The sequence below is a fragment of the Pseudomonas sp. FW300-N2F2 genome (assembly GCF_017351655.1).
GTDB lineage: Bacteria > Pseudomonadota > Gammaproteobacteria > Pseudomonadales > Pseudomonadaceae > Aquipseudomonas > Aquipseudomonas fluorescens_AA.
Window position 1 is genome coordinate 191,345 of the sequence record NZ_JACNDQ010000001.1, and the last position, 14,681, is coordinate 206,025.

Below are 14,681 nucleotides of genomic sequence, written 5' to 3' on the forward strand. Positions count from 1 at the left end.
ATCCCTGGCCGATCGAGGAGCCCTGTCATGAACCTGCACCAGTTCGCTGAAACCCACGACGTCACCAATCAGCCGCCGTCTCTGGATGGCGCCAATCTGTACCGCATCGACCTGCCGTTGCAGCAGTGGTCGCAGCGCTTCGGGGCTGGCTGGGCGCAGGCGCGGATCGATGCGTATGGGGCGCTGGCCGGCGGGCCGTTGATGGAAGCGGGCTTCCTGGCCAACCAGAACAAACCGGTTTTTTCCAGTCATGACCGCTACGGCCATCGCATCGACCTGGTGGAGTTCCATCCCGCTTATCACCAGTTGATGCGCACCGCCGTCGAGCATGGCCTGCCGAGTTTGCCTTGGGCCCATCCACAACCCGGCGCACATGTCGCCCGGGCGTCGATGACCTATCTGCACAGCCAGGCCGAAGCCGGTACGGGGTGCCCGTTGACCATGACCTTCGCCAGCGTGCCGGCGCTGTGCCTGCAACCGGATCTGGCCGAGCGCTGGCTGCCGAAGGTGCTCGCCACCGAGTACGACCCGCGCAACGTCGGCATGGCCCACAAGGCCGGGGTGACCCTGGGCATGGCGATGACCGAAAAACAGGGCGGCACCGATGTGCGGGCCAACACCACCAAGGCCTATCCGGTGGGTGCCAGCGGTCCGGGCCAGGCCTATGAGCTGGTGGGGCACAAATGGTTCTGTTCGGCGCCGATGTGCGACGCTTTCCTCACCCTGGCCCAGACCGACAAGGGCCTGACCTGTTTCCTGCTGCCGCGCCATCGCCCGGACGACACGCGCAATCAGTTCTACATCCAGCGCTTGAAGAACAAGCTGGGTAACTGTTCCAACGCCTCCAGCGAAGTCGAGTTCCGTGGCGCACTGGCCTGGATGGTCGGTGAAGAAGGCCGCGGCGTGCCGACGATCATCGAGATGGTGGCCATGACCCGCTTCGATTGCATGGTCGGCTCCAGCGCCCTGATGCGCCAGGCGTTGACCCAGGCCAGCCATCACTGTGCGCACCGCAAGGTCGGTGGCAAGCTGTTGAGCGAACAGCCGCTGATGCAGAACGTCCTGGCTGACCTGGCGTTGGAAAGCGAGGCCGCCCTGGCCTTGAGCCTGCGCATGGGCCGGGCGCTGGACCATTTGAATGACGAGCATGAGGCCAAGTTCGCCCGGCTGGTGACGGCGGTGGGCAAGTACTGGATCTGCAAGCGCGCCCCCGCGATGATCAACGAAGCCGCCGAATGCATGGGCGGCGCCGGCTACGTCGAAGACAGCATCCTGCCGCGCCTGTACCGTGAAGCACCGGTCAACTCGACGTGGGAAGGCTCCGGCAACGTGCAATGCCTCGATGTGTTGCGCGCCCTGTCCAAGGAGCCGGGTGTGCTGGAGGTCTTGTTCAGCGAATTGGGCGACGGCTACGGCGACAAGCGCCTGGCCGGGCACATCCACCAATTGCACGCAGCCTTCAAGGACACCGACGACATCCAGTACCGCGCCCGGCAATTGACCGAAGACATTGCCGTCGGCCTGCAAGCCAAGCTGTTGCTGGAGGCGGGGAACAGTGAGGTCAGCGATGCTTTTATCGCCAGTCGCCTGGGTTCGACCGGCCGGGTGTACGGTGCCCTGCCTCGGGGCTTGAATGTCGAAGCCATCGTTACCCGCTCGACCCCGCACGCCCTTTAGAAACACCATACACCCCTGTGGGAGCGAGCTTGCTCGCGATGGCGTCGGTATATCCAACTTCATATGGTGAATGACACACCGCTATCGCGAGCAAGCTCGCTCCCACAGTGGACCTGAGTTGTACACAACCTCTGATTACGCCATCGAACCTTGTGGGAGCGAGCCTGCTCGCGATGGCGTCGGTACATCCAACCTCTATGGTGACTGATTCACCGCTATCGCGAGCAGGCTCGCTCCCACAGGGATTGTCGGTGAATGATCAAGCGCGCCAATACGCCACTGTTCCCGTCGGGCGGCGATGCAGGCAAGATGAGGGCCTGCAAGTCAGAACACAGGAAGCTGATCGTGACCGAAGCGTTTATTGTCGTTCAAACCGCCGAACAAGCCGTGGATCGTCTAGCGGCCCTGCACGAGCGTGCGACCACCGCGCTGAACCAGGCGCTGATGCGTTATCTCAAGGACCGCATCGAACCGGATGCCGAGCAGCGGGCGCTGTTTCGCTATCCCGCCCTGCGCCTGACCTATCACTGCCACGGCGAAGTCCCGCAAACCACGCGGGCCTATGCCAAGGTCCAGCTGCCCGGCACCTACAGCGTCACCGTGACCCATCCCGCCGCGTTCCGTAAATACCTGCTGGAACAGCTGGTCCCGCTGATGCACGACTTTACCGTCACCGTGGAAGTGGGCGTCAGCGAGCAGAACATCCCATATCCGTACGTGGTGGAGCAGGGCGACGAACTGGCCGGCTCCGGTGTGACCGCCGCCGTACTGGCGCGGGTATTCCCCAGCACCGACCTGTCGGCCGCCACCGATGGCATCGCCGACGGCCTCTACGACTGGGAAAACACCGACCCGCTGCCCCTGGCGCTGTTCGATGCCGCGCGGGTGGACTTTTCCCTGCGCCGGCTGGTGCATTACACCGGCAGCGACTGGCGCCATGTGCAGCCGTGGATCCTGCTGACCAACTACCACCGCTATGTCGACCAGTTCATCGTCCATGGCCTGGAGCAACTGCGCAGCGACCCGCGCTTTGTGCGCATGGTCCTGCCGGGCAACGTGATCATCGACAAGAACATGGACCATGGCGAAGCGTCGGCCATCGCTGCCGGTGTGGTCTGGCACCGTTACCAGATGCCGGCTTATCACCTGCAGACCAACGACGGCCATGGCGTGACCCTGGTGAATATCGGTGTCGGCCCGTCCAACGCCAAGAACATCACCGACCACCTGGCCGTGCTGCGCCCGCATTGCTGGCTGATGATCGGCCACTGCGGTGGGCTGCGGCAGTCCCAGACCATCGGTGACTACGTGTTGGCCCACGCCTACATGCGTCGCGATGGCATTCTCGACCGGGTGGTGCCGCCGAACATTCCGATTCCAGCCCTGGCCGAAGTGCAGATGGCGCTTCAGCAGGCGGCGGCGAACATCACCGGCGAGAAGGGCGACGAGCTGAAAAAACGCCTGCGCACCGGCACCGTGCTGACTTACGACGATCGCAACTGGGAACTGCGCTGGGCCCAGGAACGTCCGCTGATCAACCTGTCTCGCGCCGTGGCGGTGGACATGGAAAGCGGCACCATCGCCGCCCAGGGTTATCGTCTGCGGGTGCCCTATGGCACGTTGCTGTGTGTCTCGGACAAACCGCTGCACAGCGAGATCAAGCTGCCGGGCTCGGCCAACGCGTTCTATGAGCGAGCGGTCAACCAGCACCTGAAGATCGGCATCGAGGCGCTGGACCTGTTGCGCACCGAACTCAACTCGTTGCATTCGCGCAAACTGCGCAGCTTCGACGAGCCGCCGTTCCGCTGATCGGATGGTGGTCATTTAACGGTCGGGCCACTAGCATGGTCGGCCCCGACCGTTAGATGTTGTATTCGCCATGCCCCGTCCTCCACGCCCTGCCTCCCGTCGCCCTGGCGCGAAGCTTCCCGCCGCTGCGCCGCGCCGTGTGGCCAAGGCTCCGCCAGCCGAGCCAAAGCTGATCCTGTTCAACAAACCCTTCGACGTGCTGACGCAATTCAGCGACGGTGAGGGGCGGGCGACGCTCAAGGATTTTATCGACGTACCGGGCATCTACCCGGCCGGGCGGCTGGATCGCGACAGTGAAGGTTTGCTGTTGCTGACCAACGATGGGCAATTGCAGGCGCGTATCGCCGACCCCAAGCACAAGCTGGCCAAGACTTATTGGGTGCAGGTGGAAGGCGAACCGAATGCCGAACAGTTGCAGCGTTTGCGCGATGGGGTGGAATTGAACGACGGCATGACCTTGCCAGCCGAGGCGCGCCAGTTGGACGAGCCGCAGTTATGGCCGCGCAACCCGCCGGTGCGCTTTCGTAAAAGTGTGCCCACGAGTTGGCTGGAGCTGGTGATCCGCGAAGGGCGCAACCGCCAGGTACGGCGCATGACCGCCGCGGTGGGCTTGCCGACACTGCGCCTGGTGCGGGTCAGGATCGGCGACTGGACCATCGAAGGGCTCGATCAGGGCCGGTGGAAAGAAGTTCCGGCGCGCTTATAACGCGCCTGATTCGATCAGGCCGATCACTACGCTCTTGATGATGAACGCGGCCACGCCAAGCCCCAGCACGAAAAACAGAATGAACGAGCCGAAGCGTCCGGCCTTGGACTTCTTCGCCAGATCCCAGACGATGAAGCCCATGAAAATGATCAGGATGCTGACCAGGCCGGTCATCATCCACTCTTCGAAAACAGCAGGATCCATCAGGACACTCCGGCGTGGGCGGGGTTGTAAGGGCGGGGCGAGTATAAGGCATGGGGGAGCGACGAGGGATTGGCCTGCGGCGGTGTGTCGCAGCTATTCATCGCCTGGGCTGACGCTATCGCGAGCAAGCTCGCTCCCACATTGGATTCAGCGAGCGCGATATCTGTGGCGCCCAGCCCCTTGTGGGAGCGAGCTTGCTCGCGATGCGTTCTTAGCTACGCAGGTGAGTCAACGGCAACTCGGTGCTGTTGAGCACCTGGTTCAGCACAAAGCTTGAGCGCACGCTGGTGACGCCATCGATCCGGGTCAGGTGCCCCAACAGCAGTTTCTGGTAATGGTCCATGTCCGGCACCACCACCTTGAGCTGGTAGTCCGCGTCCATGCCGGTGACCAGGCTGCACTCCAGCACTTGCGGCAGGTTGCGGATGGCGGCTTCGAAGTTTTCGAAACGCTCGGGTGTGTGGCGGTCCATGCCGATCAGCACATAAGCCGTCAGGCTCAGGCCCAGTAGCTTGCGGTCGAGCAGGGCGACCTGGCGGGTGATGTAGCCGTCATCCTCCAACTGCTTGACCCGCCGCGAGCAGGGGGAGGGCGACAGGCCGATGCGTTCGGCCAGTTCCTGGTTGGAGATGCGCGCATCGCGCTGCAATTCCGCCAGAATGCTCAGGTCGTAACGGTCGAGTTTGCTCATCGGTCGGGCCTTTATCTTGATAATTGCGGAGGATTATCTATCCGGGGTTAAAAATTGCGCAAGTGATGTTTATTTCCGCAATCTTCGCAATCATCTGTCGGTACCCCAGGCTTATGCTTACCACCAAGATCACTGCTCGGACAAACAGTCCAGTGCAGCCCGCCCAATCCGGCCGGCTGCGGTCGCAGTACCCACCGGTACTGGCAGACCCCCGAGCTGCACACCGTCCAGAAGACGGCGTGAGGTGAGCCGACGTCATAAGCGTCGAGCACGGACGAAATTCTCAAGGGGAGGCCGACGGGCCTCCCTTTTTTAATGCCTGCGAAATAAACCCCGTGGCTGATAATCTGTCGCAGAACCGGCCTGGGCTTTTCCGAGTCTTATCATCAGGCCCTGAACCGTTGTGAGGAATTTCATGAAGTCGCGCATCTGGCGTTTGGCAGGTGTTGGTCTGTTGTGGGCAAGTGTCAGTGCGCAAGGAGTGGCCGACGATCAGCAAAACCGTGGCGGCCCGGACGGCGGTCGCGGGCAGGACGGGCGCGGCGGCAACGGCCAGGGTTACTCGGGCCAGCCGCGGCCGCAGAGCAACGAAATCATTCGGGGCGACAACAGTCGTCAGTTCGAGGTCAGGCCGCAGAACCCGGGTGGACAACACTACGATCGTCCATCGCAGGACCCTAACGCTCACGGTCGTCCGCCGCAGCCGCAGCCTGGCAACAACTTGCCCATCCAGGGCCGGCCCGACAGCGTGACCCAGACCCGCGAACCGCAACCGGGGTATTACCGCGATATTCCTCGGCGCAACGATGGCTATCCGAACGCAGGTCCGCGACCAGACCATGACGGTCGTCCCGATCAGCATTGGTCCGGTCGGCCGGGTGGGCATGGCAACGGTTGGGGCCCGGGGCCGCAATACCGTCCGGGTTATGTGATCGACCGTTTCCCGGATCGCAACTACCGCGTGCCCTATCGCGGCCAGGACTATTTCTATTCGGGCGGCTACTGGTATCGCCCGCAAGGACCGCGTTACGTCGTGGTCGCGCCACCGCGGGGCATCCGCACCCGTTACCTGCCCGATTACGCCCGGGAAGTGTGGGTCGGCAGTTCGCTGTTCTTCCTCGCTGCCGGCGCCTATTACATCTACGAAGCCAACACCCAGGATTATGTCGTGGTCGATGCGCCGGTCGCCAACCCGCAGCCGCAACCCCAAGGCAACAGTTTCGATGTGGTGGCCTATCCGGCCAACGGCCAGTCGCCCGAGCAGGTCAATCAGGATGGCTACGACTGCTATCGCTGGGCGGTGCAGCAGAGCGGGTTCGATCCGCGCAACTACACCTACCCGCCGGCACCGGAAGTGGTGCAGACCTATCGCCAGGCCCAGGGCAGTTGCTTGAGCAGTCGTGGGTATCAGGTGACGTACTGACTATCCAGTGCAAATCCCCTTGTGGCGAGGGAGCTTGCTCCCGCTGGCCTGCGCAGCAGGCCCAGGATCTTGCGGTCGCTGCGCAACCGAGCGGGAGCAAGCTCCCTCGCCACCGGTTCTGTGTTCGGCATCACGCGCTGGCGCGCTTCACCACGTCCGACGGATCGGCATGCACCAGCACTTCGGCCTTCGGATAAGCGTGGTGGATGGCATCGGCGGCCTGGTCGCTGATGCCGTGGGCCACTGACAGGGTCAGGTCCCCCGGCAACTCCAGGTGCAGTTGCACGAACCAGTGGTTGCCGGAGACCCGCGTACGCAGGTCATGGGCGCCCAGCACGCCGGGCACGGCGCAGGCCAGTTCCAGCATGCGCTGGCTGACGTCGGGCGGCAGTTCTTCATCCATCAGCACCGCGAAGCTTTCCCGGGCGATCTGGATGGCGCTCCACAGGATGTACGCGGCGATCCCCAGGCCGAACCAGGCGTCGAGTCGATACCAACCGAACCCGGCCAGTACCAGCGCGACCAGGATGCTGCCGTTGAGCAGCAGGTCGGAGCGATAGTGCAGCGAGTCGGCGCGCACGGCGTTGGAGCCGGTGGCGCGGATGACCCGATGCTGCAACGCCAGCAGCGCCAGGGTCAGCCCCAGGGAAAACACAATCACACCGACGCTGAGCCAGGGCGCCTCCACCGGTATCGGGGTTTTCAGGCGTTCGAAGGCCTGCAAGGCAATCAGCACCGCACTGGCGCCGATAAACAGCGCCTGGGCCATGCCGGCCAGGGATTCGGCCTTGCCATGACCGTAGCGATGGTCATCGTCGGCGGGGCGTAATGCATAGTGCACCGCCAGCAGATTGAGCAGCGAGGTGACGCCGTCCAGGGCCGAGTCGGTCAGGCCGGCGAGCATGCTCACCGAACCGCTGAGCCACCAGGCCAGGGCCTTGGCGATCACCAGTGTGAGGGCCACGGCCACCGAGGCCCGGGTGGCCAGGCGCAGCAGGCGAGCGTGTTCGGTGCTGGTGGTCATGGCGCGGTCGTTCCTTCAGTGGCGCCGGTCATGCGGCCGGTTTCAGACCGAGGGTGGCCAGTTGTTGCGCGCTGCCTTTGTGCTGGATCAGTCGAGGATCGTCCAGTGGGAAGCTGCGGCCCAGTTCGCGTTCCAGGATCGCCTGCAGTTTTTGGTTATTGACCGTGCCGTCGGGGTTGATGGCCGGCTTGAGTTTCTCTGGCTCGATCTGGACGCTGCGGCCCGGTTCGAAATAGATGGCGCCGGTGGCAAAGTCCACGGCGAACGCGATCAGGCCGGGGATGATGTAGAACAGCAGGCCGACGGCATCGAGGGCGGCGATGGCCGGGTCGATCTTGCCGTCGATCTGGCCGCGACGGTCCGGGTAGAAGATCGAGCCACAGGCACTGATTTGAGTCAGCAGGGAGGCGACCAGCACGCCACCGATCACGCGAAAGGGAATACGCATAGCAATCTCCTGAACAGGTAGTAGAGGCGTTGCTGGTTGGAGTCCAGACCACGCTAAACAGTTCGCCGTTATACTCGGCCCTCTGTTTTGGAGCCAGCATGATTTCTTTGCCGATTGATGAAGTTTTACCCGCCCTGCGTCAAGCCTTGGCATCACGCCACGAAGCCGTGCTCGAAGCACCGCCCGGTGCCGGTAAAACCACCCGTGTTCCCCTGGCCTTGCTGAACGAGCCCTGGCTGGCCGGACAGACCATCCTGATGCTCGAACCCCGGCGCCTGGCGGCACGGGCGGCGGCTGAGCGGCTGGCCAGCGAACTGGGGGAAAAGGTCGGTGAAACCGTCGGTTACCGGATTCGTCTCGACAGCAAGGTCGGGCCCAGGACCCGCATTGAAGTGGTCACCGAAGGCATCCTCACCCGCCGTTTGCAGGACGACCCGGCGCTGGAAGGGGTGGGGCTGCTGATTTTCGATGAATTCCACGAACGCAGCCTCGATGTCGACCTGGCCCTGGCCTTGAGCCTCAACGGTCGGGAGTTGTTTCGCGAAGACCAACCGCTGAAAATCCTGCTGATGTCCGCCACCCTGGAAGGCGAGCGCCTGGCCGGGTTGTTGGACGACGCGCCGATCCTGCGCAGCGAAGGCCGCATGTTCCCGGTGACGGTGCGCTGGGGGCGGCCGTTCCAGCCCGGCGAATTCATCGAGCCGCGACTGGTGCAGACCGTGCTCGAAGCTTTGCACGATGAAACCGGCAGCGTCCTGGTGTTCTTGCCTGGGCAGGCGGAGATCCGCCGGGTCCATCAGCAACTGGCCGAGGCCTTGGGCGAGGGCGGCGACGTCTTGCTCTGCCCGTTGCACGGCGAACTGGACCTCGCCGCTCAACGCGCCGCCATCGACCCGGCACCCGCCGGCCAGCGCAAGGTGGTGCTGGCCACCAACATTGCCGAAACCAGCCTGACCATCAATGGCGTGCGGGTGGTGATCGACGCCGGACTGGCCCGGGTGCCGCGTTTCGACCCGGGCAGCGGCATGACCCGGCTCGACACCCAGCGCATTTCCCGGGCCAGCGCCACCCAGCGGGCCGGTCGCGCCGGGCGCCTGGAGCCGGGGGTGTGCTACCGGTTGTGGTCCGAAGACCAGCATGAACAATTGGCCGCCTACGGCAGCGCGGAGATTCTGTCGGCGGACCTGGCCGGGTTGGCCCTGCAACTGGGGCGCTGGGGCGTGACGCCGCAGCAATTGGTCTGGCTCGACGTCCCGCCTGCCGCTGCGTATGCCCAGGCCCAGGACCTGCTGCAACGCCTGGGCGCGCTGGAGGGCGAGCAACTGACCCGCCACGGCCAGGCCATGGCCGAACTGCCGGCCCACCCGCGTATCGCGCATCTGCTGTTGCGCGGCCAGGCGCTGGGGCTGGCGGACATGGCCTGCAATGTCGCCGCGCTGCTGGGCGAGCGCGACATTCTCCGGGGCGCCGGCGCGGACTTGCACAGTCGCCTGGCCTTGCTGTCCGGCGAAGAGCGAGCGTCGCGCGGCGCCCAGGGTGGGGTGCAGCGGGCGCGGCAATTGGCCCGGCAATATCGCGGTTACCTGCGGGGCAAGGCCGAAGAGGCCGTGGTCGATCCCGCTCATCCGCGCTGGCTTGGCGCGTTGCTGGCGTTGGCCTACCCCGACCGCGTCGCCCAACAGCGCCGGCCCGGTGGCGCGGAATATCGCCTGGCCAACGGCCGGGCGGCGTTGTTTGCCGAGGCTGACAGCCTGATGAAACAGGCGTGGTTGGTAATCGCCGACCTGGGCAGCCGCCAGGGCCAGCGGGAAGAGCGGATTTACCTGGCGACGGATTTCGACCCGGCACTGTTCGACTCGGTATTGGCCGAGCAAGTGCACACGGTGGATCAGTTGGATTGGGACGAACGCGAAGGCGTGCTGCGGGCCGAGCGCCAGCGCAAGGTCGGCGAACTGGTGCTCAGCCGCGAACCCTTGACCGGCCTGGACGAGTCAGCCCGTAGCCAGGCCCTGGTGAACCTGGTTCGGCGCAAGGGGCTGGAATTGCTGCCCTGGACCCCGGAACTGCGGCAATGGCAGGCGCGGGTGGCCTTGTTGCGTCGCCTTGAACTGGAGGCCAAGGGCGAGAGTGAATGGCCAGACGTCAGCGACGCAGTGCTGCTGAATACCCTCGAACACTGGTTGATGCCTTATCTGGGCCGAGTCTCGCGTCTCAGCCATTTCGCCAACCTGGACCTGTCGAGCATCGTCCACAACCTGTTGCCCTGGCCGTTGCCGCAACGCTTGGACGAACTGGCGCCGCACCATTTGAGCGTGCCCTCGGGCTCGTCGATCCGCCTGGACTACAGCGAACATCCACCGATCCTGGCGGTGCGCTTGCAGGAACTCTTCGGCCTGGCCGACACCCCGCGCATCGCCGGCGGCCGCCAGGTCGTCAAGCTGCACCTGCTGTCACCGGCCCGCCGACCGGTGCAGGTGACCCAGGACCTGGCGAACTTCTGGCGCAGCACCTATGCCGAGGTGAAGAAGGACCTCAAGGGGCGTTATCCCAAGCATTACTGGCCGGATGATCCGCTGGTGGCGGAGGCGACGGCGCGGGTCAAGCCGCGTAAGGCCTAGTGCCCGTATCACAACGGCTACTGCAGATGCCTCCCGACGATATCTGCAATCAAAAGGCCTGTTTTTTCGGAAAAGGCCACGGATACCTGGCCGTTGGCATACTGGATTCTGGCCGGCGCGAGGGATTCGTCGCTTTCGGTCACGCCCTTGACCACGGCATAGCCATTGACCGAGACGGTCAGGCGAACTCGCTTGACCGGCAAGCCTTCTCCAAAGTCCTTTTGCAAGACGTCCGCTGGGACAATGCCTGAAATCCTCGGGTCCGACAGTGGCGAACTTGCGTCTCTCTCGTAGTGGTTGAAGAACCGCTCGATGAGTACCCCCTCTACCTGCTCGAAGGTGAACGCCAGGTTGTCGAAAAGTCGATGGGGGTCAAATTCTTGTGTTCTCAGGCAGAACGTCAAGACCTTCAAGATGATTTGCGACCCTTTGAAGTCAGGGTCATCTACCGCTGGGTGGGTGCTTTCGGAGAAGTGGAGCCGGGTCAGATACAGGGCATCGTCCTTGACCAGGATGTTCAAGTCGATCCTGGGAGGCGTGGTTTTTATCCCGATGGATTTAATGCCATACCATTCATAAAAACCACCGAACCGGTCATGAATGGGGGTGTTGGGTTTGCGCCCGTTGTTGATGTCGGATTCGTAATACAGCATGTTGGAACACAAGGATTCCGCCAATTCTTCAGTCGGCGAGATATGCGCCCAGGGCCAATTCTCGATTGAAGTAAAGCGTTCGTCTTCCGTTTCGATCTGGCTCTCTAGATAGTTTGTCCCGGAACCGGCTAGGTAGCAGGTTCCAAAGTTCTGGGTGGGCATCGTGGCTTCAGGGCGGTGGGTGTAGGCGCGCTTGCCACCTTTTCCATCCAGTAGAACGCCCAGCATGTGGAATGCACCCGCGGTCCGGCCCATGCTCATTAAAACCTGGTCGATCGTGTCGGCATCGATCATGGCGTCGGGTTGATAGCAGAGCTTGATGTCAATCGACTTCGCAAGCGCCACCCAGAACTCATAAGCCGATCGGCAATCCCCTGCAAAGGCGAGCATGCCGCTGTTGTTCGGCAGGATGTAGGTTTTTCGACCCATGCGCGCGATATGAAACGGCCCGTCAGCGTCATGCCAATCAGTGGGTATCAGCCCCAGCGAAGGAACCCACACGGACATCGACTGGCGCTTGTCTGGACCGTTCGCGCTGATCAAGCAGTCGGCGATCAAGTGTGGGTCATGCTCGGGGTTGATCAGGGCGATTACCGTCATGGTGAGATTCCTTTCAAGGTATGGCTGGCAACAAAAAACGCGCAATCACCGGTAAATGATCAGAGATGCGCAAGGTGTCGTCCTGGCGCACCTGGGCTTCGACCCGTTTGATCCGGGGGCTGTAGAACAGGTAGTCGACGGTGCGGTCGGGGCCGTTGAGGCCTGGGTCGTTCGGGTAATGGGTCAGCCAGTGCTCGCGGTCGATGCCGCTGGCTTCGTTGTTGGTGGGAATCATCGGGTACTTGTCCCACAGCAGGTGCAGCGGGCTGTCGGCGGAGTAGGGCGTGCGTTGCTCGGACGGCAGGCGTCGGTACTGGCCCAGGGGCAGCAGGTTGAAGTCGCCGCCGATCAGCCAGGGCGTGCCTGCGGATTCGAACTTATCCAGTGCCTGGGTCACGGCGGTGATTTGTCTGGGCAGGGTTTCGTCCGGTTCAGTGGCCCGTTCCAGGTGCGTGTTGAGCACCGCTAGCTGGCTGCCGTCGCTCAGTGACAGATAGCTCACCAACAAGGCATTTTTCGGCTGGAACTGACGGCTGATGACGTTGGTGTCGGCCACCGGCAGTTGCACCCGTTCGGCATGGTCGATGCGGTAGCGACTCAGGGTCGCCAGTTGCCGGCCGACGCTGCCGAAGATGTGCGGGTCGGGGATGAAGTCGGCTTTCCAGTCGAAGGCGCTGGTGCCGCACGGATAGAGGTCGGCGAGTCGTTCCTGCAGCAGCTTGAGCTGGTCCTGGTAATCGCTGGCCTTGGCGCCCTTGTCCAGTTCCTGGAGCAACACGATGTCCGGTTGCTCGTCGCGGATGACCCGGGCCACTTCGTCGAGACTGAAGGCCATGTCTTCCAGGGTCGGGCTTTCATCGTCGCCCTGGGCCAGGTCGTGCCAGAACACGTAGCGCTTGCCGGCGAGGAACTGGACGTTCCAGGTCATCACCTTCAACGCTTGGCCGGGTGCCAGCGCTGCTGCATTGGCGGTGCAACTGACCGGCACGCTTTCCCGAGGCTGTGGCCGCCAGGTCAGGCCGTAGATCGACAGGGCGGCCAGGCTGAGGATCAACAGCAGGCCCAGCAAGGTGTAGCGCAGTAGACGGGTCATGGCTCGGCTTATGGGCGAAACGCAAAAGTGCTCCCGAGCATAACCGAGAGCGGTTCTCAAGCCCAAGCCCAGGGCTGTCGCCGTGTGCGATCAGCGGCGCTCGGGCTTGGCCTCGATCAGCATGAACAGGCGGAACAGCACCACGGTGGTGAACAGTTGCAGGAAGCTGTGGACGCTTTCGATCAGCAAGCTGACCGCGGGGTTCTGGGGTGACGGATACACCGAGACGCTGGCGCCCTTGAGCAGCCACAGTGGGCCCATCACCGCGAGAATGCACAGCAGGATCCGCCAGAAGTTGCCGCGGGACAGGTTCAGACTTTCCTTCATCGCCGCCAGGGGAGCCAGGCCCCTGAGGACCAACAGGTATTCGCCGAAGGCCAGGGTCACCATCAGCCACAGGCCCGGCAGGAAGTACAACGACAGCCCCACCAGGATCAACAACGTGTTGAGGGCCGTCAGCAAGGCAAAGCGTGGCCACAGAGTGAGGGCCGTTGCCAGCAGGTCCCGCGTGCGTGGTGCTTCACCGCGGCTGCGGGCGTCGAGAAACAGGATCAGCGCGGCGGTGTACAAGGGGTACACCAGCAGCCCGACGATCACGCTGTAGCCGGGAAAGCCGTCGGGGCCGAGGGCGCTGTCCACGCCTTGCTGCAGCAGGGCCTCGAGTATCACCAGTGGCAGGCACAACTGGGCGATCCGGCCCAAATGGCGCTTGAAGAAATACAAAGAGTCGCGCAGCACGTCAAACGGATTCATGGGTCGGTATCGCAGTTGAAAAAGCGGTCCGACACTTTAACCGATCAGGCGCCCGCACAAGCAAACGTAAACATCAGGTAAAGACCATTGAAAGCTTTCCGGCGAGCCCCATTACTGATGGGCACCGGTCTTCGGGATCGGAATGGTTTCTACCCGGCAATCGAATGAGGTCGCCATGAACAACGAAGAACAAACCCTGATCGATGGACTGTTTTCACGGCTGCAACAGGCCGAAAAGGATTCAGCCCCGCGCGACGCCCAGGCCGAGGCGCGGATCAAGGAGCACCTGGCGAGCCAGCCAGCGGCGGGCTATTTCATGGCCCAGGCGATCCTGGTGCAGGAGGCCGCGATCAAGCGCCTCGATGAGCAGAACAGGCAACTCGCCCAGCAGGTCGAGCAATTGCAGGCTGAGCTGCAACAAGCGCGCAAGCAAGCGCCGGCACCCAGCGGTGGCGGTGGTTTCCTCTCGAGTATTTTCGGCGGCAGCCCGCGGGATTCACGCCCGGCGAACGCGCCGGCCTCCAGCGCTGGTGGTTGGCGCGAACCGGCGCAACCGTCCTTCAATGCCCCGGCCCAACAGGGCTTCGGCGCGCCGTCCGGCAATTATGGCGCACCGCAGCAACAAGCCCCGGCAGCGGGCAGCTTCCTCGGCGGCGCCCTGAAAACCGCCGCGGGCGTGGCTGGCGGCGTGATGCTGGCCCAAGGCATCAGCAGCCTGTTCCACAGCAATCAGCAACCGCAGGAGATCGTCGAGGTCATCAAGGAAGAACCGGCGCAACCGGTCAACGACACCGCAGGCAACGGTTGGGGCGATGACTCGCGTGTGGCCGACAACGACACCTACGGCAACGACCAGGGCGGGTTCAGCGACGCGGACTACAGTGACGATTCATCTTCCTTCGGCGACGACGACTCCTTCGTCTGACCTGCCATTCGTCCGGGGCGCCCTGGCGCCTCGGGCCGATTATTCGCGGAACGATCC

13 protein-coding genes are annotated in these 14,681 nt (G+C 63.3%); 6 read left to right on the forward strand and 7 right to left on the reverse strand.

Translation table 11 applies throughout. The features are described 5' to 3' along the window. Positions 1 to 27: 27 nt before the first annotated feature. The 3 genes from J4E63_RS00915 to J4E63_RS00925 all read left to right on the forward strand — a co-directional run bounded on the left by J4E63_RS00915 (position 28) and on the right by J4E63_RS00925 (position 4,192). A complete protein-coding gene (locus J4E63_RS00915) occupies positions 28 to 1,677 on the forward strand; it encodes an acyl-CoA dehydrogenase family protein (protein ID WP_207280709.1) in 1,650 nt (549 codons plus the stop codon). 309 nt (positions 1,678 to 1,986) lie between these two features. Further along, complete coding sequence (gene amn / locus J4E63_RS00920) at positions 1,987 to 3,486, forward strand: AMP nucleosidase (RefSeq protein WP_207282431.1); 1,500 nt, start codon at positions 1,987 to 1,989, stop codon at positions 3,484 to 3,486. A 139-nt stretch (positions 3,487 to 3,625) separates the two neighbouring features. Continuing rightward, complete coding sequence (locus J4E63_RS00925; RefSeq protein WP_207282432.1) at positions 3,626 to 4,192, forward strand: pseudouridine synthase; 567 nt, start codon at positions 3,626 to 3,628, stop codon at positions 4,190 to 4,192. On the opposite strand, the gene J4E63_RS00930 is transcribed toward J4E63_RS00925, so the two are convergent. Next, positions 4,187 to 4,396: a DUF2788 domain-containing protein gene (locus J4E63_RS00930; protein WP_003228500.1), complete on the reverse strand. Its 210-nt coding sequence runs from the start codon at positions 4,394 to 4,396 to the stop codon at positions 4,187 to 4,189. The two genes, J4E63_RS00925 and J4E63_RS00930, sit on opposite strands and share 6 nt — an antisense overlap. A 211-nt stretch (positions 4,397 to 4,607) precedes the next feature. Then, positions 4,608 to 5,087 (reverse strand): Lrp/AsnC family transcriptional regulator, encoded by a 480-nt coding sequence (locus tag J4E63_RS00935; RefSeq protein WP_003185723.1) that lies wholly within the window; start codon positions 5,085 to 5,087, stop codon positions 4,608 to 4,610. 415 nt (positions 5,088 to 5,502) lie between these two features. On the opposite strand from J4E63_RS00935, the gene J4E63_RS00940 reads away from it, so the two are divergent. Then, positions 5,503 to 6,510, forward strand: a complete 1,008-nt coding sequence (locus J4E63_RS00940; RefSeq protein WP_207280710.1) for a DUF6515 family protein — start codon at positions 5,503 to 5,505, stop codon at positions 6,508 to 6,510. A 130-nt stretch (positions 6,511 to 6,640) separates the two neighbouring features. Here J4E63_RS00940 and J4E63_RS00945 read toward each other — a convergent pair whose 3' ends face one another. Both J4E63_RS00945 and J4E63_RS00950 read right to left on the reverse strand, forming a co-directional pair. Then, positions 6,641 to 7,534 carry a cation diffusion facilitator family transporter gene (locus J4E63_RS00945; protein ID WP_207280711.1) on the reverse strand — a complete coding sequence of 298 codons (894 nt, stop codon included), beginning with the start codon at positions 7,532 to 7,534 and terminating at the stop codon, positions 6,641 to 6,643. 28 nt (positions 7,535 to 7,562) lie between these two features. Continuing rightward, positions 7,563 to 7,982 carry a hypothetical protein gene (locus J4E63_RS00950; RefSeq protein ID WP_060740501.1) on the reverse strand — a complete coding sequence of 140 codons (420 nt, stop codon included), beginning with the start codon at positions 7,980 to 7,982 and terminating at the stop codon, positions 7,563 to 7,565. A gap of 98 nt (positions 7,983 to 8,080) precedes the next feature. On the opposite strand from J4E63_RS00950, the gene hrpB reads away from it, so the two are divergent. Further along, complete coding sequence (hrpB, locus tag J4E63_RS00955) at positions 8,081 to 10,600, forward strand: ATP-dependent helicase HrpB (protein WP_207280712.1); 2,520 nt, start codon at positions 8,081 to 8,083, stop codon at positions 10,598 to 10,600. 17 nt (positions 10,601 to 10,617) lie between these two features. Here the strand turns inward: hrpB and J4E63_RS00960 are convergent, their stop codons facing one another. The 3 genes from J4E63_RS00960 to J4E63_RS00970 all read right to left on the reverse strand — a co-directional run bounded on the left by J4E63_RS00960 (position 10,618) and on the right by J4E63_RS00970 (position 13,699). Next, the gene (locus J4E63_RS00960) at positions 10,618 to 11,853 is read right to left on the reverse strand and encodes a hypothetical protein (protein ID WP_207280714.1); all 1,236 of its coding nucleotides are present in this window, start codon (positions 11,851 to 11,853) and stop codon (positions 10,618 to 10,620) included. 13 nt (positions 11,854 to 11,866) lie between these two features. After that, positions 11,867 to 12,946: an endonuclease/exonuclease/phosphatase family protein gene (locus J4E63_RS00965; protein ID WP_207280720.1), complete on the reverse strand. Its 1,080-nt coding sequence runs from the start codon at positions 12,944 to 12,946 to the stop codon at positions 11,867 to 11,869. Positions 12,947 to 13,036: 90 nt separating this feature from the next. Then, positions 13,037 to 13,699, reverse strand: a complete 663-nt coding sequence (locus J4E63_RS00970) for a YciC family protein (protein WP_207280721.1) — start codon at positions 13,697 to 13,699, stop codon at positions 13,037 to 13,039. A 175-nt stretch (positions 13,700 to 13,874) separates the two neighbouring features. Here J4E63_RS00970 and J4E63_RS00975 point away from each other — a divergent pair, with 175 nt between their 5' ends. Next, complete coding sequence (locus J4E63_RS00975; RefSeq protein WP_207280722.1) at positions 13,875 to 14,624, forward strand: DUF2076 domain-containing protein; 750 nt, start codon at positions 13,875 to 13,877, stop codon at positions 14,622 to 14,624. Positions 14,625 to 14,681: the final 57 nt, after the last annotated feature.

Excerpts from the sequence above, each read along its gene's own strand:
- J4E63_RS00915 (WP_207280709.1), top strand. The coding sequence starts at position 28 with ATGAACCTGCACCAGTTCGCTGAAACCCACGACGTCACCAATCAGCCG.
- amn (WP_207282431.1), top strand. The coding sequence starts at position 1,987 with ATGAGGGCCTGCAAGTCAGAACACAGGAAGCTGATCGTGACCGAAGCG.
- J4E63_RS00930 (WP_003228500.1), bottom strand. The coding sequence starts at position 4,396 with ATGGATCCTGCTGTTTTCGAAGAGTGGATGATGACCGGCCTGGTCAGC.
- J4E63_RS00935 (WP_003185723.1), bottom strand. The coding sequence starts at position 5,087 with ATGAGCAAACTCGACCGTTACGACCTGAGCATTCTGGCGGAATTGCAG.
- J4E63_RS00940 (WP_207280710.1), top strand. The coding sequence starts at position 5,503 with ATGAAGTCGCGCATCTGGCGTTTGGCAGGTGTTGGTCTGTTGTGGGCA.
- J4E63_RS00945 (WP_207280711.1), bottom strand. The coding sequence starts at position 7,534 with ATGACCACCAGCACCGAACACGCTCGCCTGCTGCGCCTGGCCACCCGG.
- J4E63_RS00950 (WP_060740501.1), bottom strand. The coding sequence starts at position 7,982 with ATGCGTATTCCCTTTCGCGTGATCGGTGGCGTGCTGGTCGCCTCCCTG.
- hrpB (WP_207280712.1), top strand. The coding sequence starts at position 8,081 with ATGATTTCTTTGCCGATTGATGAAGTTTTACCCGCCCTGCGTCAAGCC.
- J4E63_RS00960 (WP_207280714.1), bottom strand. The coding sequence starts at position 11,853 with ATGACGGTAATCGCCCTGATCAACCCCGAGCATGACCCACACTTGATC.
- J4E63_RS00965 (WP_207280720.1), bottom strand. The coding sequence starts at position 12,946 with ATGACCCGTCTACTGCGCTACACCTTGCTGGGCCTGCTGTTGATCCTC.
- J4E63_RS00970 (WP_207280721.1), bottom strand. The coding sequence starts at position 13,699 with ATGAATCCGTTTGACGTGCTGCGCGACTCTTTGTATTTCTTCAAGCGC.
- J4E63_RS00975 (WP_207280722.1), top strand. The coding sequence starts at position 13,875 with ATGAACAACGAAGAACAAACCCTGATCGATGGACTGTTTTCACGGCTG.